This is a genomic window from Alkalimonas amylolytica, assembly GCF_900107845.1.
In the GTDB taxonomy this organism is placed as follows: domain Bacteria; phylum Pseudomonadota; class Gammaproteobacteria; order Enterobacterales; family Alteromonadaceae; genus Alkalimonas; species Alkalimonas amylolytica.
Window position 1 is genome coordinate 16,372 of sequence record NZ_FNRM01000015.1, and the last position, 22,791, is coordinate 39,162.

Consider the following 22,791-nt stretch of genomic DNA (forward strand, 5'->3'; position numbering starts at 1 on the left):
CAATCCCACTGGTCATGGCCAGGGGCACCGACATATCATGGTGCTCCTAACCTGACCACCGAGCCGGGCGCTGCCGACCATGCAGATTGAACACATTGAAATTCTGGAATTCCTAAAACGGCATTCGCCTTTTAAAGAGTTGCCGGATGACTTGCTGCAGCAAGTGGCCAGCGCCACCGATGTCTGCTACTTCAAAGCAGGCAGCCCTATTCTGCAATTTGGTCAGTCATTGGATGCACTCTATGTGATCCGCAGTGGCGCAGTTGAAACCTTTCGCCGTACCGGCGAGCTGTACAACCGGCTGAGTGAAGGCGGGCTCTTTGCCGAGCAAGGCTTGCTGCGAAAGCGCAAAGTACGCTTCCCGGCCACAGCGCTTGAAGACACCCTGCTGTACTTGATCCCGGCCGATTACTTTGACCAGCTGTGTGAACAAAGCGACTTTTTTGCCGATTATGTCGAAATCAGCGATGAAGAGCGGCGTAAAAACAGCCCTAATCGCCGCGCCGATGCCAACGAACTGATGACATCCAAAGTCAGCACCCTGATAAACAGAGCACCCATCATGCTGGACATTGACAGCAGCGCCCGTGACGCCGCTATGGCAATGCATGCCGCCGGCGTCTCTTCATTGCTGGTGATAGCTGAGCAGCGCATGGTGGGCATTCTGACCGATCGCGATCTGCGCAACCGCCTGGTGGCGCCCGGTTTGCCGTTTGAGACCCCGGTGCGCGACATCATGACCACGGAGCTTATTAGCATTTCGCATCATCAGTTTGTATTTGAAGCCATGCTGTTGATGCTGCGCCATAATGTGCATCACCTACCAGTGTTGCAGCAAGGCCAGCCGCTTGGCGTCATTGCCATATCCGACATTATTCGGTACGAGTCGAAAAACAGTCTCTTTGTGGTCAGCAGCATTTTCCGCCAGCAGTCGGTCAGCGAGCTGGCAGCACTGGTGCCGGATGTACGCGCCTGCTTTGTCCGCATGGTGAACGAAGATGCCAACTCCCATATGATTGGCAGTGCCATGGCGGTGATTGGCCGCAGCTTTAAACAGCGCTTGTTAGAACTGGCAGAAGCTGAACTTGGCCCACCGCCGGTTCCCTATTGTTTTTTGGCGCTCGGCTCGATGGCACGGGAGGAGCAGCTGATAGTAACCGATCAGGACAATGCGCTGATTTTGCATGATGATTTTGTGCCAGAGCAGCATGATGACTACTTTCGTCAGTTGGCGGACTTTGTCTGTCATGGTCTGGCTGCCTGCAGCTATACCCTGTGCACCGGCGATATTATGGCAACCAATCCGAAATGGCGTCAGCCACTGCGGGTCTGGCAGCAGTATTTTCGCGACTGGATCACAGCCCCAAGTGCCGAACGCTTGCTGCACAGTTCCATTTTCTTTGATCTGGCCGGCGTCTGGGGTCAGACAGAATGGGCCGAACAGTTAAACCGCAGCATGGCCCAACTGGCGCCCAAACATCCGCTGTTCCTGGCCTCGATGGCACGCAATGCGCTGCAGCGCACGCCACCGCTTGGCTTTTTCAAAGATTTTGTCATGGAAAACGATGGCAGGCAGAATAATTCGCTGAATATTAAACGCCGTGGCACGGCACCGGTGGCCGATCTGATTCGGGTGCATGCACTGGCGATTGGCTGCAGCGAGAGCAACTCCTTTGCCAGGCTCAGAGCCATTATCAAGGCCAAGCTGCTACCACCGGGGCGCGGCGAGGATTTACGCGATGCGCTGGAAGTGATCGCCATGGCCCGTATTCGCCACCAGGCGCTGGCACTGGAAGCCGGCGAAGAGCCGGATAATCAGCTATCACCAGAACGGCTGTCGGATTTTGAGCGGCGCAATTTAAAAGAAGCGTTTCAGGTGCTGAGCAATGCCCAAAAATACCTGAAGTTTCGCTATCAGGGCAACCGGAGCTAACATGCTGTATCTGGGCCCGCCCAAACATAAGCAACGTCGTCTGCCCGGCGATCCGGCCGTGACTGACTGGTCAAAGCACTTTGCCAGCTTAGCAGAGCAGGCCCAACACCCAGCCCTGCAGCAGTATTACCAGGCGGGCATCCCGGGAGGGGACACCCGCATGGCCGAGGTACCGCTGCTGGCGATGGATTTTGAAACCACCGGCTTTGAGCCTGGCCGCGATGGCATCGTAAGCATCGGCACCGTGCCGATGAGCCTGCAACGTATTCACAGCAGTCAGGCCAAACACTGGCTGGTCAAACCCAAGTTTGCGCTGACCGGCCAATCGGTGGTGGTGCATGGCATTACCCACAGCACCATCGAAGCCGCTCCGGATATCACCGATATTTTGCCAGAGCTGTTGCAGCAGATGGCCGGCAAAGTGGTGGTGGTGCATTTTCGTGGCATTGAGCGCCCTTTTTTACATGCCACCTTGCTGGATCGGCTAAGCGAAGGCATCGAATTTCCCGTGATTGATACCATGGAGCTGGAAGCACGGCTGCACCGGGCAAGATCTCCCAGCCTGCTGGATAAACTGCTGGGACGTGAGCCGGTATCGATCCGACTGGCGGATAGCCGTCGCCGCTATGGTTTGCCGGATTACCGGCCGCATGATGCTGTGACCGATGCACTGGCCTGTGCCGAGTTATTGCAAGCCCAGATCGCTGATCGCTTCAGCCCGGACACCCCGCTGTCGGAGCTTTGGCGCTGACCGACTTGCTAAGAGCCGTTTTGCTCGCACCTGTTTCATCAGTTCTGGTATAGTGAAGCGGTATTGATAATCTGCAAGGAGCCAAACTGCATGCAATGGCAGGTGCTGACTTTTGAGCAACTGGATACCTATACGCTGTATGCCTTGTTGCAACTGCGTGTCGATGTCTTTGTGGTAGAACAAAATTGCCCTTACCCGGAACTGGATGATCGGGATCTGCACCCGCAAACCCAGCATGTGCTGCTGAAAAAGGGTGACAAAGTGATAGCCTATGCGCGGGTTTTGGCCCCAGGTGTTGCGTTTGATCATTACCCTGGCGTTGGCCGGGTGTGCGTATCGCAAACCGCCAGGCGTTTAGGCCTTGGTCAGGTATTGGTGGAAAAAACCATCGCCGTGGCCAAACAGCATTGGCCACGGATGGATATTCATATTTCTGCCCAGTGTTATCTGCAGCAGTTTTATGAGCAACACGGCTTTCAGTCAGCCAGTGAGCCCTACCTGGAAGACGATATTCCACATCTGAAGATGATCTTACCCTATCGCTAATGCATTAAGGCAAGGCTGCTTCAAAGGTCAGGGTCAGGCTTTCCCGTACCCTATCGGTCAGCGCATCGGTGCTGTCGAGTTGCACACTGGCTTCCAGCACATAGCGCCCCGCCTCCTGCGGGGTGAACGTCAGATAACCTTGGGCATCTGAGCTCAGCAGCTCACGACCGGCATCATCACGGTACAATTCGCCTTCTCGCGATAATTCCACCTGCACATCCGCCACCGGCTTGCCATCCAGCATAAACTGCCAGCGCACCGGTTCGGTCGCCACCACATCGGCCGGATGGGTCAGCAGTTTCAACTCCAGGCCTTCTTTGCTAAGCGCCAGCGCCGTTTGATTCGGTGCATTGACACTGACAAAGCTTAGTGCCCGGCTACGACTCCGGGTGGTAAGCACCTCGCTGGCGTTGGCTGGCAGTTGTGCTGAACGTTCTTGCTTATTGGCGGCAATACGGCGACGCTGGCCATCCTGCTGGAAAAATGTGAAATAACGAGCAGGCCCTGCCAACTCAATGCGGTAGGTGCCATCCATGGTCAGCTGGTGATCGGCCTGCGATTTGCGCTTGCCCTGATAGCTTTGGGCAAAAGCGTGGCGCTCGCCATCCGGGAATACAATGGTCAGGTTGTTTGGGCTAACGCCGCGATCGGCCACAAAAGTCATATTGGCAGCAGACAGATCCACCGAAATCCAGCTATCTTCCGACGACAGCACAAAATGGCTGGGTAACACCCACAAGGTATGGGCCGTCGCGGCGCTGCTGCACAGTGCCAGTAAGGTTGCGGCAATAATGTTTTTCATGCGTGATGGTCCTTTAGTTTAGAGTAATTTTCAGCTCGCCCAGTTCAGGCATCGCTTCTTGTGTATAGTGCTGAGCCGTACCTCCCCACTGGAAGCTCTGACGCTGCAAGCTACGCCCACCTTGCTCACGTGAGGCTTCGACAAAGACAGTGTATTCACCGGCTGGCAGTGGTTTACCGGCATCATCCAATCCATCCCAGCTCAACTGGTAACGGCCAGGGGTGCGGGTAGCACCGGTGCGGGCATCCACCAGCTCGGTCTCACTGCGGCCAATTTTGCGCCAAAAACGACGAATGTCTTTCAGCCAGTCCGGCTCTTTGCGCCAGAGCGCAATTAAGCGCACCGATTGCTGTGCGTCATCTTCCACCCAGACTGCGACATAAGGCCGGTAGTACTGCGCGGTTTCAATCACCGGCAGCTCTAGTGAAATGGTGAGCTCCTGCGCTTTACTGGCCGGAGCAATCAAGCTAAGGCCAAGCAGCAACGCAGCAGTAAACAACAGTGTTCGCATACAAACTCCCTTCATTAAATGGCACCATTAAATGTGCAAAGACATCAGATAAATCAGTATCGCAGCCATGCCACCAAGCAACGCCAGGGTATTGCCGATGGCCCGCATCGACTGCGATTTCAGCAGCAAATAAAAACCGGTGAGCGCAAACACCAGGCAACTGATGGCGGTCAGATCAATCAGCCAGGTCCAAAGGCCGCCGGCATCACGGCCTTTGTGTAAATCGTTGGCTAAAGCCAAATAGCCAGCAAATACCTGTTCCAGTTCCAGTTCTGCCGCGGCCAAGTCCAGTAGGGCCGTGGTGTAGCCTGCCGGGCGTTTAAACTCCAGCTCCAGCAGCCCATCATCGCTATCAAACTGATAGCGCCACTCCATTGCCTGCACGCCATGCTGTTGCTGCAACCACTGCTGCACTTGCTGGGCATACCAGTGCTGCTGCTCAGGTTCGTCTGGCAACTCCTCACGCCGCAACGCTGCCGGCAGCGGCAGCTGCTCCAGCCGCTGATAACTGCCCCACTGGCTTTGCCAGCTGGGGTGATTCAGCGTGATGCCGGTGATGGAGAAAAACACCAACAGCAACAACACCCACATGGCGCTGTAGGTATGCAGCATCCGCATCAGACGCTGCAGGTTGATCGGGCCTGCTTTCATCCGCCGGCCTTAAAACTGGATGTTGGCCGACAACCACAAGCGACGCCCTTCCTGGTTGATCGGATAGAGGTTGCTGTAGCTGACGTTATCCGGGTTAGCAGATGTCGGGTTCGCATAGGGTGTGTATTGCAAAAAGTCTTTATCCAGCAGGTTGTAAATCACCGCATTCAGGGTTACCGCTTCGGTGATCTGGTAACTGGCCCCTAAATGGCTGAGGCTATAGGCTTTAAAGTCTCCCAGGGCGTTAAAGGCAACCCCGGCACCGCGGTAGCGTTTGGAGCGGTATTCGGTGGATAACCACAAGCTGGCCTGCTCGGCAAACTGCCAACGCAGATTGGAGTTCAGCATATGCTTGGGCGTATTGGTAAGCGGTAAGCCCTGACTGGCGCCGCTTTTCTGTTCGCTCTCGGTATAGGTGTAATTGACCAACCAGGCCCACTGCTCGGCCAACGGCATCCGGAAAGAGACTTCCCCTCCCCGGGTTTCTGCTTTATCCACATTGACGGTCTGACCGAATTCCGCAATGTTAGGCCAGTAGCCAACATCAATGCAGCCAGCCAGCCCTTCATTGCCCGCAAAGCTGCAATTTGGCCGCGGAGTGCCACGCGCCAGCTTGTCGGTAAAGCGGTTGATAAAGACACCTGCACTGGCCGTAAAACCACTATCCGCCACGTAAAACACATTCAGCTCAGTGGTTGTACTGATTTCTGGCTTCAAATCCGGGTTGCCAACAAAAGGCAAAGTGCCCTGAGCACCGAAGCCATAAATGCCGTCTGTGAGCATTTCAACGTTGGGCGTTTTGTACCCCTGGCTGACGCCACCTTTGATAGTCCAGTGTTCAACCGGATTCCAGACGCCATAAACGCGTGGGCTGAACTGACTGCCAAAGGCATCGTGATGGTCGTATCGGCCACCTAAGGTCAGCGAAAAATCATCGTGCAAACGCCAGTTGTCTTCAAGAAACACCGCTGTCATGGTTTGGGTAAACGGTGCCGGCGCCACGGCATCAACCATCTCTGCGCGCCACCACTGACCACCTATCGATAATTGATGATCACCGATGCTCGTCACCCACTTGAGATCTGCAATGGTATTATCGGACTCGAGCGTGCGTGCTTCTCCGGCACCGGCAATGCCCGGCGGAATGATCCGGCCCAGGGTTTCAGTCAGATTGCGCATGATGCTGGCATCCACCACCCCGAACTCAAAGCGTCCCTGATAGGCCAGCGTGCTTTGTCGGCGATTGTATTTCTGCTTTGGTTCATAGCCCATAGGCCCTAAAGTGCCCATCTGCCCCTGGCTGTTGTCGTAGGTTTGCCAGACATGGTCCTGATCAAAACTAAGCAGCTAATCCGCTGAGATTTGCCAGTTCAGTTTAGCGCCCAGGTTGTCAATGTCGGCTTTTACCGGATTGGCCCCCATCCAGGGAATAATCTCCTCGCCTTCCTGATCGGTGAAGCGAATCTTCGCCGCCTTACGATTGAGCACACTGCCGCGCAGTACCAAACCAAGCTGCTCTTGCAGCACAGGGCCATTCAGATAAAAATTCATGCCATGGCTGTTACCGAACTGATTGTGCTGCTGCACGGTAGTGTTCAATGAAACCGTGCCAGCCCATTGCTCGCCGACTTTGCGGGTGATGATGTTGACAACCCCACCCATCGCATCCGAGCCATACAAGGTAGACATGGGGCCGCGGATCACTTCAATGCGCTCAATGGCGGCCAGAGGTGGCATAAAGCTGGTAGCGGTGCCACCAAAGCCATTAGGGGTGACATTGCCAGCTGCATTCTGACGTCGGCCATCAATCAAAATCAGGGTATAGCTGCTGGGCATACCGCGGATGCTGATACTTAAACCACCGGTTTTATCCACGCTTTGGCCAATATCCACGCCTTCCACATCCGCTAACGCTTCGGCAATGCTGGCAAAGCGTTTTTTTGCCAGCTCTTCGCGCGTGATCACACTGATGCTGGCTGGGGCCTCAATCAACATCTGCTCATAACCAGTAGCAGTAACAACGATGACTTCGCCATCGTACTCCGGCATATCCAGAGTTACACCAGCCAGGGCCGGCAGTTGTATCGCAGATAAGGCAAGGGCAGCAACAGCGCTGCGGCGGAAGGTTTTCATTGGTCTCTCCTGTTGTTGTATGCGGTGCCACAAAAGGGACACCGAAATCGCGACGAAATGATAATGATTCTCACTATTAAGATCAATAGCGAATGATAATTATTATCAGTTGAGTGGTGAGAGGCAGGAATAACCGATAATCGAAGGAATAAAAAACCCGACACTAAGGTCGGGTTTTAGGCAGGCAAACCGGCGGAGTCTAAAAGATCCCGCCCACTGACCAGCAGTTAGAAGTTGTAACGGAAGCCCACTTCAAAAGAGCGTTCCGGGCCGACATAGATGCCCTGACGCAAACTGGCAATGTAGTCTTTGTCGGTCAGGTTCTTCACCGCAGCAAACAGGGTAAACTCGCTTGAAACACGGTACTGCGCCGTCAAATCCAGTACGGTATAGGCTGGCAATAACCCCCCCCAAATGCCACCAGCCGCGCCGGTTGGCAGCCCGACCTGATTGCTTGGGTCGCCGTATTGCTCGCCCCGGTGGTGGGCCGTCAACGCCGCTTTCAGCTTATCAGCACTGTAGTGCAGGCCAATGTTGGCAATAAACTTCGGCGCATACGGCAGACGGTTGCCCTGATGCTCACCGGTCTTGAACTTCGAGGTTGGGATCCAGGTGGCATTGGTATCCAGGCTAAAGCCTGCACCCAAGTCATACGCCAGCGCCAGCTCCATGCCTCTGTGCTCGGTTTTACCGGCATTGGAGCGCGATAAGTTCGGATCGCTGTTGCCAGTGACGACCTGATTGCTGAAATCCATGACAAAAGTGGCCACTTCGTAACTCAGTGAACCCTGGCTGCCTCGAAGCCCGATTTCATAATTGGTTGCGCGCTCCCCATCCAGTTTCTGATCGGTCAGGCCATCCAATGCCACGCCGTTGGACGCCGGCGAGAACGCCCGGTAAACACCGCCGTACAACTGAGCCGCAGGCGTCAGTTCAAAAGTCGCACCAACGCCTGGTAAGAATTCGGTATTGCTGGTTTTGGCAGAAGCATTGTCCTGAGTCAGCACCACCCGCTCTTGCTGGTAGCTCTCTACCCGCAGACCAGGTGTCACCGCCAGCCGATCACTCAGCTCAATGCGGCTTTGCACATAACCAGCGATGCTATCGGCTGAGTCGACGATATGGCGATCATTCAGGCCGGTACGATCGGCAGCCCGGGTTGCACGGATCCGCTGGTCATCGGATTCTTCCCGCATCACACGCAAACCAAACTCGGTATCCGCATTCATATCACCCAGTTGGTGTGCCAGCGATAAACGGGTTTCCACGCCAAAGCGCTCAAAACTGCGGTTGTTGCCGGTCAGATCGTCGGTATAAACCCAGCGACCAGCCGCATTGGATGCCGCAGTATCGACATTGTAACGCCAGTAATCACGGCTGACATCGCTCCAGTACACCAGGGTTTTCAGGGTGGCACTGTCATTGATATTCCATTCATGGTTTAGATCAAAGGCTTTGCGATCTTGCAGATACCAGTCATCCGGCGCCGGGTTGTAACGCTCACCAGCCAGGTAATCGTTCAGCAGCAAACCACGATAAGAGATATTGGCGTCGTTCTCGTGGTAGGAGAACTTCACGCCAACCCGCTGGTTATCGCCAATGGCGGTGCCGGCTTTCACCATCACATCGCTCATCTCGTAGCCTTTGTCCATAAAGCCATCGCTTTTGGCATGGCTGGCAACCACACCGGCATAGCCATCACCTGAAGCATTCTTGCCACCCGCTTCGATGCTGGCTTCATGCATATTGAAAGAACCAATACGGCCAGACAGCTGCACACCGTCATCCGGGGTCTTGGTGATGAAGTTGACCACGCCGCCGATAGTGGACGGGCCATAACGCAAAGAAGCCGAGCCTTTTAAGATCTCCGCACCGTCCATGCGCTGAATGCGTGGGTTAAAGTAGCGGTCATTGCCGATAAAGAGGCCAGGAGCCACCGGCACACCGTCTTCCAGCACCAGCGACTTGGACTCACTGGCCGACAGGCCTCGCAAACCGAAGTTGGCAACAATGGAGGTTTCTTCCTCACTGGTAACGTTGACACCCGGCACCCGGCGCAACACATCCTCGGTCGACAGTGGCTGAATGCCATCGATTTGCTCACGGCTGATAACCACCACAGTACCGGTTTCGATATGGGCATGGCTTAGCTGATTGCCCTTGACGCGAATGACTTCAATACGCGGACCAGCAGAGCCCAGAGCACCATCCTCGTCGCCTGCCTCCATGGCTTCACCAGCCAGCACGGTGAGTGGCATGGCACTCAGCGCCAGCGCCATGGCTAATTTATTTAGCGTAAAATCGTTGACTCCAGACATGGTAAACCCCTTAATGCAGATGTGATTTGTCGTCAGCGTGCCGCAGCCAGGCGTCAGCGCTGTTGTTGTTCTGATTGGGGCAGGATTCTAATTGCTAATGATAATGATTGTCAATTGGATTGTGATATTGTTTTATTTTTAAAACTCCGCTTAGTAGCAGGCCAGCCACGCCGGTGCCGACCAAGCGAACAACTTTGTTGCCAGGAAAGGATGCTCCCGATTTAACCGGCGGTACCATACAGCTGCTCTGCCCGTTGAAATAAAATCCAGCTGGTCAGAATGTACTTATCGTTTGATACCGGAGTACAGCCACGATGGGTATGGGTAAAGTAGGCAGGCGCGATCACCATGCGGCCGGTTTTAGGTTGAATGCTTTTGTTTTGATAATAGAACTCAGTTTGGCCGCCTTCGTCGACATCGTTCAGGTAAAACATAAACAGCAGCGCCCGGTGCAGTGCCTCATTGTGCGGCTGCTGCGGGTAGACTTCGGAATGCCAGTAATTGTAATTGCCTTTGCCGGCATCGTATTTTTGCATTTGCACCGCGCCAATTCGAAACAACGCCCGCATGTATTCGGCCACTTTGTCGCTGCCAAGCTCGCTGAAGTTATCATGCGTTAAGGCCACCGGCTGGCCGGTTTGTGGATGGCGGATAGTAAGAGCGATTGGGCCAATCAGGGCAAAGTGGTGCTTGCGAAAGTACTGCTCGGCGCATTGGGCAGTGGCTTCAATGATGGTATTCAGTTGCTGCTGATAAGCAGCATGCTCGTTTAAATACAGATCGGTGCTTATCTTTTTACTAGGATCCACCCCTGCCCCGGTGCGGCCGGGTTGTTGGTGCGCACTTTGTTCAAAGTCGGCGATCAGCTGTTGGCAAAAGGCCAGGCTTAGCGCATCATCGTACACCTCGATAAAATCAGTCATGGGTCTCTCTTGGTATGTTCACAGAAGTTATACAACCGCGTTTTTCAGAAACGGATGCGTTAGGTCACATTAACAATACCGTGGTCGCGGTCTGGTTTGAAGCCTGCCGTACGCCTATTTTTAAAATTTTCACGCCCGAGCTAAATTTACAGCAGTGGCCATTAATCGTGGCCAGTATCCAGGTCGATTTTAAGGCGCAATTGCATTACGGTCAGGAAGTAGAAATAAGAAGCTGGATCAGCCGTATTGGCAACAGCTCATTCGACGTCACCCAACAGGCCTGGCAGCAAGGCAAGTGCTGCGCAGAAGGTAGAACCGCCCTGGTACGTTTTGACTACCAGAGCCAGCAAGCCAGCCCGCTTAGCCCGGAACTACGGGCCGCGTTGGAACAGCATTGTCAGAGCTAAGGCCGGCAAGCTTACCAAGATTGAGCACTGCTTCGTGAGTAGCTGTGTAGGCCCGGCCAATGCAGTGAATGAATACGGATATTCGCAGTTGGCGAAGCAGCAATCAGCCTGAGCAACCGCAGCTACCGGCACCACCACAGGGCCACTGCTATCACAGCTCGCAGGTTTTTTCTTTCAGTAACACGTTCAGTATTTCATGGTTGAGCGAATAATCTACCGGCAGTTCAATCACATGCACCCCGCTGGCGCTTAGGCAAGTATCGAGCGTTTGCTGAAAGTGTGCATCGTTTTCGATCCGATAGCCGTAAGCCCCGTAACTTCGCGCATAAGCAGCAAAATCAGGATTTTTATACTCTAAGCCGAAATTGGCAAAGCCCATGTCTTGCTGCTTCCATTTGATCATGCCATACGCCTGATCATTCAGGATAATCACCACCAGGTTGAGCTTAAGCCGAACCGCAGTTTCCAGCTCCTGGGAGTTCATCATAAAGCCACCATCACCACAGACCGCGACCACCTGCGTATCGGGGTGTAGCATTTTCGCCATCATGGCACAGGATAAGCCTGCCCCCATTGACGCCAAGGCATTATCCAGCAGCAAGGTGTTGGCAGCGTAACATGGGTAGTTGCGGGCAAACCATAATTTATAGATGCCGTTGTCGAGACTGACGATGGCATCGTCTGCCAGCCGTTGTCGCAGCAGATGCACCAAACGTTGCGGCAGCATCGGAAAGCGGCTATCCGTAAAGTACTTGGTCAGCGTCTGCTCTAAGGTGGTTTTCAGGCTTTTGAAATAGGACAAGTCCCAATGCTGCTTATCTTTGATACGTTTTGCCAGCTGTTCCACCGAATACGCAATATCGCCTACTACATTCAGCTGGGGAAAATAGACCGCATCCACAGTCGCCGGTAAAAAGTTGACATGAATGACCTGTTTGCCACCGTCTTCCATAAAAAACGGTGGCTTTTCCACCACGTCGTGGCCGACATTGATAATCAGATCGGCCTTATCAATGGCACAGTGCAAGAAATCGTGATCCGACAGGGCCGCTGTCCCCAGGTACAACGGGTGGCGCTCATCGACCACGCCCTTGCCCATCTGCGTCGTGAAAAACGGCATGCCGGTGGCCTCCACAAAGGCGGTCAGCGCCTGACAGACTTTTTTTCGGTTCGCGCCGGCGCCGATAAGCAGCAACGGTCTTGTCGCCGCTTCTATCATGGCGCTTGCCTGGTCCAACACAGCTGCTGCGGCATGAGGGCGCACAGAACCATTGGCCGGATAAAGGATTTCCGCGCAGTCTTCTTGCGCGATATCTTCCGGTAGTTCCAAATGCACCGCGCCCGGCCTTTCTTCTATCGCCAGGCGAAATGCTTCGCGCACCAAGGAAGCGATGGTATTGCCATTGACAATTTGTTTGCTGAACTTGGTGACCGGACGCATCAACTCCACCACATCCAGAATTTGAAACTGACCTTGCTTACTGGTTTTAATCGGTTTTTGCCCGGTGATCAGCAACATAGGCATAGCGCCCAGCTGAGCAAAAGCAGCAGGAGTTACCAGGTTGGTGGCCCCAGGCCCCAGGGTGGCTAAACAGACGCCTGGCTTGCCGGTTAAGCGGCCATAGGTGGCGGCCATGAAGCCTGCACCTTGTTCATGACGGGTGAGAATGAAACGGATCGTCGAGTTTTTTAACGAATTGAGGAAATCGATATTCTCTTCCCCGGGCACGCCAAAAATATACTCGACCCCCTCGTTTTCCAGTGCTTTGATAAATAAATCAGCTGCTTTCATCGTGTTCCTCCTGCTCACCAGGCTGCCACGCCATACCACTTTTTTATCGCACTGCCTCTATCCACAAGCATTACTTCAGTCACAGTACGCCTGCATCCATCACGATTGTCGTGCGGCCTCGGTCAATGTTGATCTGCCCCCGATATTAAGGGCAGCGCCCCTCAAAACGCACCACCATGCTAGCTTGGCGGATCGGTGGAAACACCGAGACAGTGCCGGAGGCTTTTAGCATGCCATCTTCCACCCAGCGTTTTAGTTCAGGGGCATCAGCACTGTCTTCAGGGCCGCGATGCAACCACTGGGCGTTGTCGTAAGTGACCGACAATGCGTGCATACCCGGCCAGCGTTGCAACATCACGGAGACACTGCTGCCATCAGGTAAAGTCCCCTTAGCACCGGCCGTTTCTGTATCCACACCGCAACTGGTCACTTCAACCGGATGAGATTCGCCATCCAGCCAGAGCGTGCCGGTACCGGGTAACATGGCCGAAGTGTTTAATAGTAAGGCCATCGCGGTAAAAAACATAAAACCTCCTTGTAGTGAGTTTTGGTACTTCCCGAAAGGTTTGCAGCCATAACCATAGCACAAGGAGCATTTTTGGGACAAAAAGGCTTGGTTGTGTGCTTTCATCAGCAACACTATCAGCTCAACACAAAAGTACTTTAGGGCTATTCATGGGCGGCAGAATTCAATTACATTCTGACCATCAAACTAGCCAGGCACACTGGCAGCAATCACATAATCATGGCCACTGGCGAGTACGCCGTGCTCTGCCAGTAGGGCTTCGCCGCGCTGTTGCAACGCATCGGCGTGCTGCAGCATGGCTTGGGTGAGTGCCTGATTGCCAAAACGCTGGGCGCGCTGGCGGCACATGTCCAACTGGCTGTGCAAAAAGCGCTCGCCGTAGCGGATGCCAAAGTGCTTGCAGCTGTGCACCTGATAGCCGCTGCGCTCCAGCTGGCGCAAGGTCCAGTCGGCTGGGTATTCGCGGTAAGGGCGTTCCTGTGCCAGCAGCAGACAGGCATCGCGCAGCCGGCCAAGCTCGGTGACAAACTGATCGACTTCGTTGTTGCGGTAACGTGGCACATAAGGCTCCAGCGCGGTGATGTACAAGCGCCCGCCTGGTTTTAAATGCTGGCGAATACGCGGCAGCACCTGATCCTGCCAGTAAGGCGCAAAGCCATCGATGGCGCCGATAAAGTAATCCAGCACAATGGTATCGAACTGCTCACCGGCCAGCAGCTGCTCGTCCATCCAATTACCCACCACCAGCCGATCGTTTGGCCGCATGGTGCTTGGGTAATGTTGCACACTTTGCCGGGCCATGGCTTCGGAGGCGGTAATGGCAGTCCAGCACTCAGTATCTAACGTGCTGATCCATTGCAGCGAATTGACACCGGTGCCGGCATCCAGCAAATGGCCCCAGGGAACATCGCCTTGCAGTTGTTCGATGTAGCGAAATAAAGCGGAGATTGTTACCGGGCGGCTGGTACTGCTTACTGACACGACCTGGGTTCCTTTTTCTCATTACAGAGTTATTGTTATAGTATCACAACATTAATGCGACAAAACACGCGGCGTTAGATGCTTTTAACTCTGCCAGCCGTTCACTGGTCGCCTGCCGGCTGGCAATAGCACCGCTTCTGGGTTAGTTTTTAACCACACCATAATGATTTGAGCCCCGTCCATGAAAGCTTCAATCTCTGTCGTTTCAGCCCTCGCCGTTTCAGCCCTTGGTTTACTGTGCTGCACTGCCCTCGCTTTTGATCGCATCACCGGCCATGACTTTGCCAGTCGCTCGGAAGTGATTGCCCAGCATGCGATGGCTGCGACCAGCCACCCGCTGGCCACCCAGATAGCACTGGATGTGATGAAACAAGGAGGCAATGCCATCGATGCCGCTATTGCGGCCAATGCCGCCCTTGGCCTGATGGAGCCCACCGGCAATGGCATTGGTGGCGATCTTTATGCCATTGTCTGGGACGCCAAAACAGAACAATTGTATGGCTTGAATGGCTCGGGTCGCTCCCCGCTAGGCTTAAGCTACGATCAGGTGGCGGCCGAGCTGGAACGGATGGGCCGCACTGATTTACCACCGCATGGCATGTTGCCTATTAGCGTACCGGGCGCCATTGACGGCTGGTTTGAACTGCACGAGAAATTCGGCGCCCTGCCAATGCAACAGATCCTGCAACCCAGTATCGACTATGCCGAGCAAGGCTTTCCGGTCACCGAGCTGATTGCCTACTACTGGAACCGCAGCGTGCCGCTGTTAAGCCCACAACCGGGCGACTTTGTTGGTACCTTTACCATCGACGGCCAAGCCCCCCGCAAAGGCCAAATCTTTAAAAACCCGGCACTGGGGGCCACTTATCGCGCGTTAGCCGCCGATGGCCGCGATGCCTTTTACCGCGGCGAACTGACCCGAGTGATGGACCGCTTTATGCGTGAAAACGGTGGCTACCTGCGTTATGAAGATTTTGATCAGCACACCTCGACCTGGGTTGAGCCGGTGTCGGTGAACTACAAAGGCTATGAGCTGTGGGAGCTGCCACCCAATGGCCAGGGCATTGCCGCCCTGCAAATGCTGCAAATCCTGAAAAATTTTGATTTAGCGGCAATGGGCTTTAACAGCGCGGAGAGCATTCACACCATGGTGGAAGCCAAGAAGCTGGCGTTTGAAGACAGAGCCAAGTTTTATGCCGACAGCGATTTCAGCCAGCAGCCGATTGCCGGGCTGATTTCTGAAGCCTACGGCCGCGAGCGTGCCAAGCTGATTGGTGAGCGGGCTGCTCAACGGGTCGATGCTGGCAACCCGCATCTGTACGAAGGCGACACCATCTATTTAACCACGGCGGATAAAGACGGCAACATGGTGTCACTCATTCAAAGCAACTACCGGGGCATGGGCTCCGGCGTGGTGGTGCCTGGCCTTGGCTTTGTGTTTCAGGATCGTGGTCAAATGTTCTCGATGGATAAAAACCATGCCAATGTGTACGAGCCTGGCAAACGCCCCTTTAATACCATTATCCCTGCGTTTATTACCCAAGGTGGTAAGCCGCTGATTAGCTACGGCGTGATGGGCGGCGCCATGCAGCCGCAGGGCCATGTGCAGATTCTGGTGAATATGGTTGATTACGGCATGAACCTGCAAGAAGCAGGCGATGCTGCCCGCTGGCAGCATTTAGGCAGTACCGAGCCCACCGATGGTCAGGCCATGTATCTGAAAAATGGCGGCTACATCGAGGTTGAGCAAGGTGTCCCCTACAGCACAGTGCGCGAGCTGATGCAGCGCGGCCATCAGGTGCGTTATGGCCTGGGCGGCTACGGTGGTTATCAGGCCATTATGCGCGATCATGCCAATGGCGTGTACATTGGGGCTTCTGAGTCCCGCAAAGACGGCCAGGCCGCCGGCTATTAATGGCGGCAAGCGCAGCAAAACACATGTGCCCCTGATTCGTCTGTTCAGGGGCTGTTCGCTACTTAACCACAGGTCAATACAGCTTTATGAAGGTGATTTACTCCGACAAACATCAGGCGCATCAAGGCGGCATGGAGCTGCACCGCGGTGAGCTGGTGCCCTGCTATGAAATGCCATCCCGGGCTCAGTTTATGCTGGATGCGCTGCGTCAGGCTGACTTTCCCATCCTGCCACCGCGTAATTTTGCGCCAGAGCAGCTGGAGCGGGTGCACAGCGCCGATTACCTGCAGTTTCTGCGCACCGCCTACAGCCAGTGGCAAGCTGCCGGAAAAAGCGGCTTTATGCTGCCAAGCGCCTTCCCGGCGCGTGGCCAGCGCCAGGATAAAATTCCAACCGGCATTCATGCCAAACTGGGTTACTACAGCTACGATGCCAGCACTCCGATGGTGGCAGGCACCTGGCAAGCGGTGGAAGCCGGTGCCCATTGCGCTTTAACCGCTGCCGCTTTGGTAGCCGAAGGCGAGCACAGCGCCTATGCCTTGTGCCGGCCGCCGGGCCATCATGCCGGTTATGCCACCTTTGGCGGCTATTGTTTTCTCAATAATGCAGCTTTGGCAGCGCAGTATCTGCGCGATCAGGGCAAGCAAAAAGTGGTGGTGCTGGATGTGGACTACCATCATGGCAATGGCACCCAGGATATTTTCTGGCAGCGCGATGATGTGCTGACCATCTCCATTCACGGCGATCCGGCCACCGAGTACCCGTTTTTCTTAGGCTATGCCGATGAGCAAGGCGAAGGGACCGGCCTTGGTTATTGCCATAACTTCCCGCTCCCCGCCGGCACCGATTGGCCGACCTATCAGCAAGTGCTGCTACAAGCACTGCAGCTGATTAAAGACTTTAGCCCCGATGCCATGGTGGTCTCCCTGGGGGTCGATACCTTTGAAGACGACCCCATCAGTGCCTTTAAACTAAAAAGCGAGCATTACCCCCTGCTGGGCGCGCATATCGCTAGCCTGGGTTTAGCCACCGTCTTTATTCAGGAGGGGGGTTATGCGGTAGCTGAAGTGGGACAAAATGTGGCAGCAGTGCTGCAGGGTTTTGAGCAGGCGGCACAGTCGTAGCGGTGCGCACTGGCTCTTTGATGACGACACAGATCCGGCTCTGGTTGCCACCAGGCGTATCGGATGAATTATTTTCGCAAAGCGTTGCAGATAGCTACGCCAATACGGGTAAAATGCCGGGCAGGAAAAACCTTTTTAGCCCGCGCAACAAGCACACGGAAACGGCCATGCAACACGTCAAGCCTGAACGTTTGATAAAGGCCCGGCAAAAAATCGCTTAAAACGAAGGATGAACCGATGAAATTCCGTTTTCCAGTTATTGTTATCGATGAAGATTTTCGCTCAGAGAATATCTCTGGCTCAGGCATCCGTGATTTAGCCGAAGCCATTGGCAGCCATGGTTTTGAAGTGGTGGGGTACACCAGCTATGTGGATTTAACGGCCTTTGCCCAGCAAGCCAGCCGCGCCTCCTGTTTTATTTTGTCGATTGACGATGAAGAGTTTGGCAGCGGCACCGATGCAGAAGTCACTGCTGCTTTGACCGAGCTTAGAGCCTTTGTGCAAGAAGTGCGCAAGCGCAATGCCGATATTCCGATCTTTTTATACGGCGAAACCCGCACCAGCCGGCATATCTCCAATGACATTTTGCGCGAGCTGCACGGCTTTATTCATATGTTTGAAGATACGCCAGAGTTTGTTGCCCGCCATATTATCCGCGAAGCAAAAAAATACCTGGATGCGTTGGCACCGCCGTTTTTTAATGCGCTGATGGATTATGCCGAGGACTCGTCCTACTCCTGGCATTGCCCGGGGCACTCTGGCGGCGTCGCTTTTTTGAAAAGCCCGGTCGGCCAGATGTTTCATCAGTTCTTTGGCGAGAACATGCTCAGGGCCGATGTCTGTAACTCGGTCGATGAGTTAGGCCAGTTGCTGGATCACACCGGGCCGGTGGCGCAAAGTGAGCAAAATGCCGCCCGTATTTTTAACGCCGATCATTTGTTTTTTGTCACCAACGGCACCTCGACCTCGAATAAAATGGTCTGGCACTCCGTGGTGGCACCGGGTGACATCGTGGTGGTGGATCGCAACTGCCATAAATCGATTTTGCACTCGATCATCATGACCGGCGCTATCCCGGTATTTTTAATGCCCACCCGCAACCATTACGGCATTATTGGGCCTATTCCGAAAAGTGAGTTCTCGCCTGAGTCCATCGCGAAAAAAATTGAAGCCAACCCCTTTGCCCGCAACGCCAAAAACAAAAAGCCGCGCATTTTGACCATTACCCAAAGTACCTACGACGGTATTTTGTACAATGTGGAAGAAATTAAGCAGCAGCTGGGCTCCACCATCGATACGCTGCATTTTGATGAAGCCTGGTTGCCGCATGCCAGCTTCCATGGCTTTTACCACAATATGCATGCCATTGGGAAAGACCGGCCGCGCTCTGAAGAAACCCTGGTCTTTGCCACCCAGTCGACCCATAAATTGCTGGCCGGTTTATCGCAAGCGTCGCAAATTCTGGTGCAAAATGCCCAGCACCGCAGCCTCGATACCCACCGTTTTAACGAGTCCTATTTAATGCACAGCTCGACCAGCCCGCAGTATGCCATTATTGCCAGCTGTGATGTGGCGGCGGCGATGATGGAGGCGCCGGGTGGTACCGCACTGGTGGAAGAAAGCTTGCTGGAAGCGATTGATTTTCGTCGGGCCATGCGCAAGGTGGATGCTGAATTTGGTGATGATGACTGGTGGTTTACCGTCTGGGGCCCGGAGCATTTGCCGGAAGAAGGCATTGGCGAGCGTGATAACTGGATGCTGCATGCCACAGATAGCTGGCATGGCTTTGGGGATATTGTCTCTGGCTTTAATATGCTGGACCCAATCAAAGCCACCATTATCACGCCGGGCCTGACGCTGCAGGGCCAGTTTGACCAGCAGGGCATCCCGGCCACGATTGTGAGCAAGTATCTGGCAGAGCACGGTATTATTATTGAGAAAACCGGCCTCTATTCGTTCTTTATCATGTTTACCATTGGCATTACCAAGGGCCGCTGGAACTCGATGGTAACCGAGTTGCAGCAGTTTAAAGACGATTACGATCAAAACCTGCCGATGTGGCGGGTAATGCCGGAGTTTGTGGCGAAAAACCCGCAGTATGAGCGCGTTGGCCTGCGCGATCTGTGCCAGCAAATTCATAATATTTACCGGCAGTTTGATGTGGCCAAAGTCACCACCGAGATGTATCTGTCGACCATTGAAACGGCAATGACCCCGGCGGATGCCTGGGCCAAAATGGCCCACCGGGAAATTGAGCGGGTGTCGATCGATGCTATCGAAGGCCGTGTCACCGCGATGCTGGTCACCCCTTACCCACCGGGTATCCCGCTGATGGTGCCAGGTGAGCGCTTTAATAAAACCATTCTCAAGTACCTTCAATTTACCCGCGCCTTTAACGGCCAGTTCCCGGGCTTCGAGACCGATGTGCATGGTTTGGTTCGGGAAACGGTAGAAGGCGACGTGAAGTACTTTATTGATGTGGTGAAAGAGTCCTAGTGAAAAGGCAGCGCTGCCACCACTGCAGCGCTGCCAGGTTTTCGCGAATTGGAGAAAGGGAAGCGTATGCGTATCGCACTACTTGGGTTAGGGGATATAGCGCAAAAAGCCTATTTGCCCTTAGTGACCGGACATACAGAGGTAGTGCCGCTGCTATGCACACGTAACACTCAGGTATTGGCTCAGTTCGCACAACAATACCGTATTGAGGAAGCGTATTCAGATCTTGCTGAATTGATAGCAGCGAAGCCGGATGCGGTCATGATCCACAGTGCCACCAGCAGCCATTTCGCTATTGCAACGCGCCTGCTGCAAGCGGGTATCGCTGTTTTTGTGGATAAGCCTATCAGCGATCAATTCCCAGAGTGCGAACAACTGATTAATTTGGCCGAGCAGAAAAATCTGCCATTTTTTGTTGGTTTTAACCGGCGCTATGCGCCATTGTATCAGCCGGCACTGGCGACTCAACCACTGCAAGTACAGTATCAAAAGCACCGACATAACCAGTGCGCCCCAGCCCGTACTTTTATCTACGATGACTTTATTCACGTGGTGGATTTTGTCCGTCATGTCAGTGGGATAACAAGCATACAGCAATGTGACTTTCAGTTGTTTCAACACAGCCATGCTGCAGAATTATGCAGTGTGCAGGTGCAGTGGCACCACAAGGATGCTTTGTTCAGTGCGTCCATGAATAGAATGGCCGGTAGCAGCTTTGAACGGCTGGAGTATTTTAGTCAGGATCAGCACTGGCAAATCGATAATTTAAGGCAGGGTGAATACAGTTGCCACAATCAACGCCAGACTTTGGGCTTTGATGACTGGCAAAGTACGCTGTATAAGCGTGGTTTTGTCGCTATGCTGGACCAATTTATCCAGTTACTGAAAACGGGTAAAACGGATTCATCCGCCAACAATGCTGCGCTGTTAACCCATCAACTCTGCGAAAAAATACTCGAGAGACTGCCGCAGCACTTACACCGGTAAGCCATCCATTTCAAAATTTTAGTGGTTATGCGCCTTGCGCTTAAAGTCATCAGATACCATAATTAGGTACTTTTTGGTATTTGGGGGCTATTCATGGCTAAAAACACCAGCATCACGCTTGGCGATCACTTCGAAAGCTTTATTGCCAGCCAGATAGACAGTGGGCGTTACGGCTCCGCCAGTGAAGTGATTCGCTCGGCACTACGCTTACTCGAAAACCAGGAAGCCAAACTGCAGTCACTGCGACAACTCCTGACCGAAGGGGAACAAAGTGGTGATGCCGATTATGATCTCAATAGCTTGATCAGTGAACTCGATAGTGAACACGCTCGGTGAAGCCATTTGTGCTCACTGCTGCAGCGAAAACCGATTTACGGGATGTTGCTTTATTTACTCAGCGTCGTTGGGGCAAAGATCAGCGAAATGTTTATTTAAAACAATTCGATGATTCATTTTGGCTCTTAGCTGAGAACCCCGACATCGGTAAGTCATGCGATGAAATCCTACCAGGTTACCGAAAATTTCCTCAGGGTAGCCACCTGATTTTTTATCAGCAAACAGGCAGCCAGCAAATAAGGATCATCCGCATTCTTCATAAGAGCATGGATGTTCACCCGATATTTGGCGCTTAGCGCTGAGAACAACAACACCTGGGCATAGACTAACCTGCTGATGCAAAAACAGACCATTAAGCTCGTAAATTTTGTTCTGACCCGAAATTCTTTACCCAACGTCTGTCCAATGCCATCAAGCTTAGATGCAGCGGCAATAACAACACCGACTATATTCAGTGCTTGATTAGGCATCACCAGTCAAATACCTGATCCAACCCAACACCAGCAACAACGACGATCAGAAAAAAAATTTTACTCATTTCCATCCAGGCACAAAGCCGCCACTGGGTTTTACTGGCATAGGCTTTCATCCGCTCCGGTTTACTATAAAAATGCGACTTTCCGCTATTAAAACGCCCAAGCGGGTAGAAAATAGCCCAAGCATAGACCCAAGGTTTCCAAAGAAAAATCACCCAGTCGCTGACGACGTCTTCATTGTTAGCCCGCAACTGCTTTTGGATCGGAAGCACCACAAACCATCCCACAAACAACCAAGCCGTTAAAAAAGAAACAACTGATATAAAACCAAGAAACAATAAACTCAAAACTATGTATATTTCCATATGATTAATCGCCAAAAATGTAATCATAAGACAGCTCAACACCACGTTGCGTCAAGCTATCAACAGCCGTTGAAGCCGCAAAAGCAACGACAGAAGCTCCAATCAGCAGTACCCAACCAGCGGGGGTTAATCCTAAGCCAATGGATATCGCGGCTCCAACAATGGCTGTACCAGTCATACTTCCAGCAACGAAACCAGAATACTGTTTAGCCCGTTCTCGCCGATAATTCTCACCATTGAGACGAGCCCGGCGAACTTTGCGGCTGCGGCTGCGAAAATCCCAAGTCATCACCAAAGGGCTGGCAATCTGCAATCCTCGAATAAAGCGCATTACCTGCTGAGCTTGCGCACCATTAGCAATATTCAACGTTCGGCCTGTGCGGCGGCCTCCGGCGGTATTGCTGTGCATTGAGCGGCCGCTGCGGGCGACATTAACACCGCGATCCACACTAGCCAGCGCGGAGCGGTTGGCTTGCGTGCCCAGATTGGCTTTGTAGCGCGCCAGCTGTGACTGAAAACGCTGCTGCATGTCGGCATGCAGGCGGCGGACCTGAGCTTCTTTTGCCGCTATCTGTGGGTTGTAAGCACCCCGGCCGCGAGCGCCACGCGCCTGTGTCTTGGCCTGACTCACCTCATGCAAATCCATCAGCGCCTGCTGATAACGCACAATGGACTGCTGAAATGCATTGTATTGATGTTTGCTGGCTCCAATCAGGGCGCTGGCGGCATTGGCGCCATGCTCTTCCACCAAGGCCATGACCGGTGCAATCAATTCTTCGGTTATGGCAGCAATAGCCAGTAAATGCTCGTCGTAAAGC

At 53.6% G+C, this 22,791-nt stretch carries 23 protein-coding genes; 11 read left to right on the forward strand and 12 right to left on the reverse strand.

The annotated features are described in order from the left end of the window. Positions 1-79 precede the first annotated feature (79 nt). The 3 genes from BLW37_RS17940 (at position 80) to BLW37_RS17950 (ending at position 3,230) form a co-directional block, all read left to right on the forward strand. Positions 80-1,933, forward strand: a complete 1,854-nt coding sequence (locus BLW37_RS17940; protein WP_091345377.1) for a DUF294 nucleotidyltransferase-like domain-containing protein — start codon at positions 80-82, stop codon at positions 1,931-1,933. 1 nt (position 1,934) lies between these two features. Next, complete coding sequence (locus BLW37_RS17945) at positions 1,935-2,684, forward strand: 3'-5' exonuclease (RefSeq protein WP_091345379.1); 750 nt, start codon at positions 1,935-1,937, stop codon at positions 2,682-2,684. Between the two features lie 90 nt (positions 2,685-2,774). Continuing rightward, positions 2,775-3,230 (forward strand): GNAT family N-acetyltransferase, encoded by a 456-nt coding sequence (locus BLW37_RS17950; protein WP_091345381.1) that lies wholly within the window; start codon positions 2,775-2,777, stop codon positions 3,228-3,230. A 4-nt stretch (positions 3,231-3,234) separates the two neighbouring features. Here BLW37_RS17950 and BLW37_RS17955 read toward each other — a convergent pair whose 3' ends face one another. The 7 genes from BLW37_RS17955 to BLW37_RS17980 form a co-directional block, all read right to left on the reverse strand. Then, positions 3,235-4,032 carry a DUF4198 domain-containing protein gene (locus tag BLW37_RS17955; protein ID WP_091345383.1) on the reverse strand — a complete coding sequence of 266 codons (798 nt, stop codon included), beginning with the start codon at positions 4,030-4,032 and terminating at the stop codon, positions 3,235-3,237. Positions 4,033-4,045: 13 nt separating this feature from the next. Continuing rightward, entirely contained in the window at positions 4,046-4,543 is a 498-nt protein-coding gene (locus tag BLW37_RS17960) for a DUF2271 domain-containing protein (RefSeq protein ID WP_091345386.1), read from the reverse strand. A 27-nt stretch (positions 4,544-4,570) separates the two neighbouring features. After that, positions 4,571-5,194 (reverse strand): PepSY-associated TM helix domain-containing protein, encoded by a 624-nt coding sequence (locus BLW37_RS17965; protein WP_091345388.1) that lies wholly within the window; start codon positions 5,192-5,194, stop codon positions 4,571-4,573. Between the two features lie 9 nt (positions 5,195-5,203). Beyond that, positions 5,204-6,484, reverse strand: coding sequence for a TonB-dependent receptor domain-containing protein (locus BLW37_RS18920; protein ID WP_245785781.1), 1,281 nt, complete (start codon positions 6,482-6,484; stop codon positions 5,204-5,206). 57 nt (positions 6,485-6,541) lie between these two features. Further along, complete coding sequence (locus BLW37_RS18925) at positions 6,542-7,327, reverse strand: TonB-dependent receptor plug domain-containing protein (RefSeq protein ID WP_245785782.1); 786 nt, start codon at positions 7,325-7,327, stop codon at positions 6,542-6,544. Positions 7,328-7,554: 227 nt separating this feature from the next. Beyond that, positions 7,555-9,555, reverse strand: a complete 2,001-nt coding sequence (locus BLW37_RS17975; RefSeq protein ID WP_425426639.1) for a TonB-dependent receptor family protein — start codon at positions 9,553-9,555, stop codon at positions 7,555-7,557. Positions 9,556-9,866: 311 nt separating this feature from the next. Further along, positions 9,867-10,568, reverse strand: a complete 702-nt coding sequence (locus BLW37_RS17980; RefSeq protein ID WP_091345391.1) for a 2OG-Fe(II) oxygenase — start codon at positions 10,566-10,568, stop codon at positions 9,867-9,869. A gap of 14 nt (positions 10,569-10,582) precedes the next feature. On the opposite strand from BLW37_RS17980, the gene BLW37_RS17985 reads away from it, so the two are divergent. After that, a complete protein-coding gene (locus BLW37_RS17985; protein ID WP_091345393.1) occupies positions 10,583-10,975 on the forward strand; it encodes an acyl-CoA thioesterase in 393 nt (130 codons plus the stop codon). Positions 10,976-11,126: 151 nt separating this feature from the next. On the opposite strand, the gene BLW37_RS17990 is transcribed toward BLW37_RS17985, so the two are convergent. From BLW37_RS17990 to BLW37_RS18000, 3 genes are all read right to left on the reverse strand, one after another. Beyond that, complete coding sequence (locus BLW37_RS17990) at positions 11,127-12,767, reverse strand: acetolactate synthase large subunit (protein ID WP_091345394.1); 1,641 nt, start codon at positions 12,765-12,767, stop codon at positions 11,127-11,129. Between the two features lie 145 nt (positions 12,768-12,912). Continuing rightward, positions 12,913-13,293, reverse strand: coding sequence for a hypothetical protein (locus BLW37_RS17995; protein WP_091345396.1), 381 nt, complete (start codon positions 13,291-13,293; stop codon positions 12,913-12,915). A 186-nt stretch (positions 13,294-13,479) separates the two neighbouring features. Further along, a complete protein-coding gene (locus BLW37_RS18000) occupies positions 13,480-14,274 on the reverse strand; it encodes a class I SAM-dependent methyltransferase (RefSeq protein ID WP_245785783.1) in 795 nt (264 codons plus the stop codon). 181 nt (positions 14,275-14,455) lie between these two features. Here BLW37_RS18000 and ggt point away from each other — a divergent pair, with 181 nt between their 5' ends. The 7 genes from ggt to BLW37_RS18035 all read left to right on the forward strand — a co-directional run bounded on the left by ggt (position 14,456) and on the right by BLW37_RS18035 (position 21,428). Next, positions 14,456-16,189, forward strand: coding sequence for a gamma-glutamyltransferase (ggt, locus tag BLW37_RS18005; RefSeq protein ID WP_091345398.1), 1,734 nt, complete (start codon positions 14,456-14,458; stop codon positions 16,187-16,189). 86 nt (positions 16,190-16,275) lie between these two features. Next, positions 16,276-17,313 carry a histone deacetylase family protein gene (locus BLW37_RS18010; RefSeq protein WP_091345399.1) on the forward strand — a complete coding sequence of 346 codons (1,038 nt, stop codon included), beginning with the start codon at positions 16,276-16,278 and terminating at the stop codon, positions 17,311-17,313. A 20-nt stretch (positions 17,314-17,333) separates the two neighbouring features. Continuing rightward, positions 17,334-17,534: a hypothetical protein gene (locus BLW37_RS18015; RefSeq protein ID WP_139243753.1), complete on the forward strand. Its 201-nt coding sequence runs from the start codon at positions 17,334-17,336 to the stop codon at positions 17,532-17,534. Positions 17,535-17,550: 16 nt separating this feature from the next. Further along, complete coding sequence (locus BLW37_RS18020) at positions 17,551-19,809, forward strand: arginine/lysine/ornithine decarboxylase (RefSeq protein WP_091345402.1); 2,259 nt, start codon at positions 17,551-17,553, stop codon at positions 19,807-19,809. Between the two features lie 66 nt (positions 19,810-19,875). Continuing rightward, positions 19,876-20,796: a Gfo/Idh/MocA family protein gene (locus tag BLW37_RS18025; protein ID WP_091345404.1), complete on the forward strand. Its 921-nt coding sequence runs from the start codon at positions 19,876-19,878 to the stop codon at positions 20,794-20,796. Between the two features lie 93 nt (positions 20,797-20,889). Then, entirely contained in the window at positions 20,890-21,132 is a 243-nt protein-coding gene (locus BLW37_RS18030) for a type II toxin-antitoxin system ParD family antitoxin (protein ID WP_091345405.1), read from the forward strand. Then, positions 21,129-21,428, forward strand: a complete 300-nt coding sequence (locus tag BLW37_RS18035) for a type II toxin-antitoxin system RelE/ParE family toxin (RefSeq protein WP_091345406.1) — start codon at positions 21,129-21,131, stop codon at positions 21,426-21,428. The genes BLW37_RS18030 and BLW37_RS18035 overlap by 4 nt, the downstream gene beginning before the upstream one ends. 173 nt (positions 21,429-21,601) lie before the next feature. Here BLW37_RS18035 and BLW37_RS18040 read toward each other — a convergent pair whose 3' ends face one another. Both BLW37_RS18040 and BLW37_RS18765 read right to left on the reverse strand, forming a co-directional pair. Further along, a complete protein-coding gene (locus BLW37_RS18040) occupies positions 21,602-22,000 on the reverse strand; it encodes a hypothetical protein (protein WP_091345407.1) in 399 nt (132 codons plus the stop codon). After that, positions 21,978-22,791: hypothetical protein (locus BLW37_RS18765; protein ID WP_091345409.1), on the reverse strand; the 814-nt coding region annotated here is incomplete at its 5' end. The genes BLW37_RS18040 and BLW37_RS18765, both read right to left, overlap by 23 nt.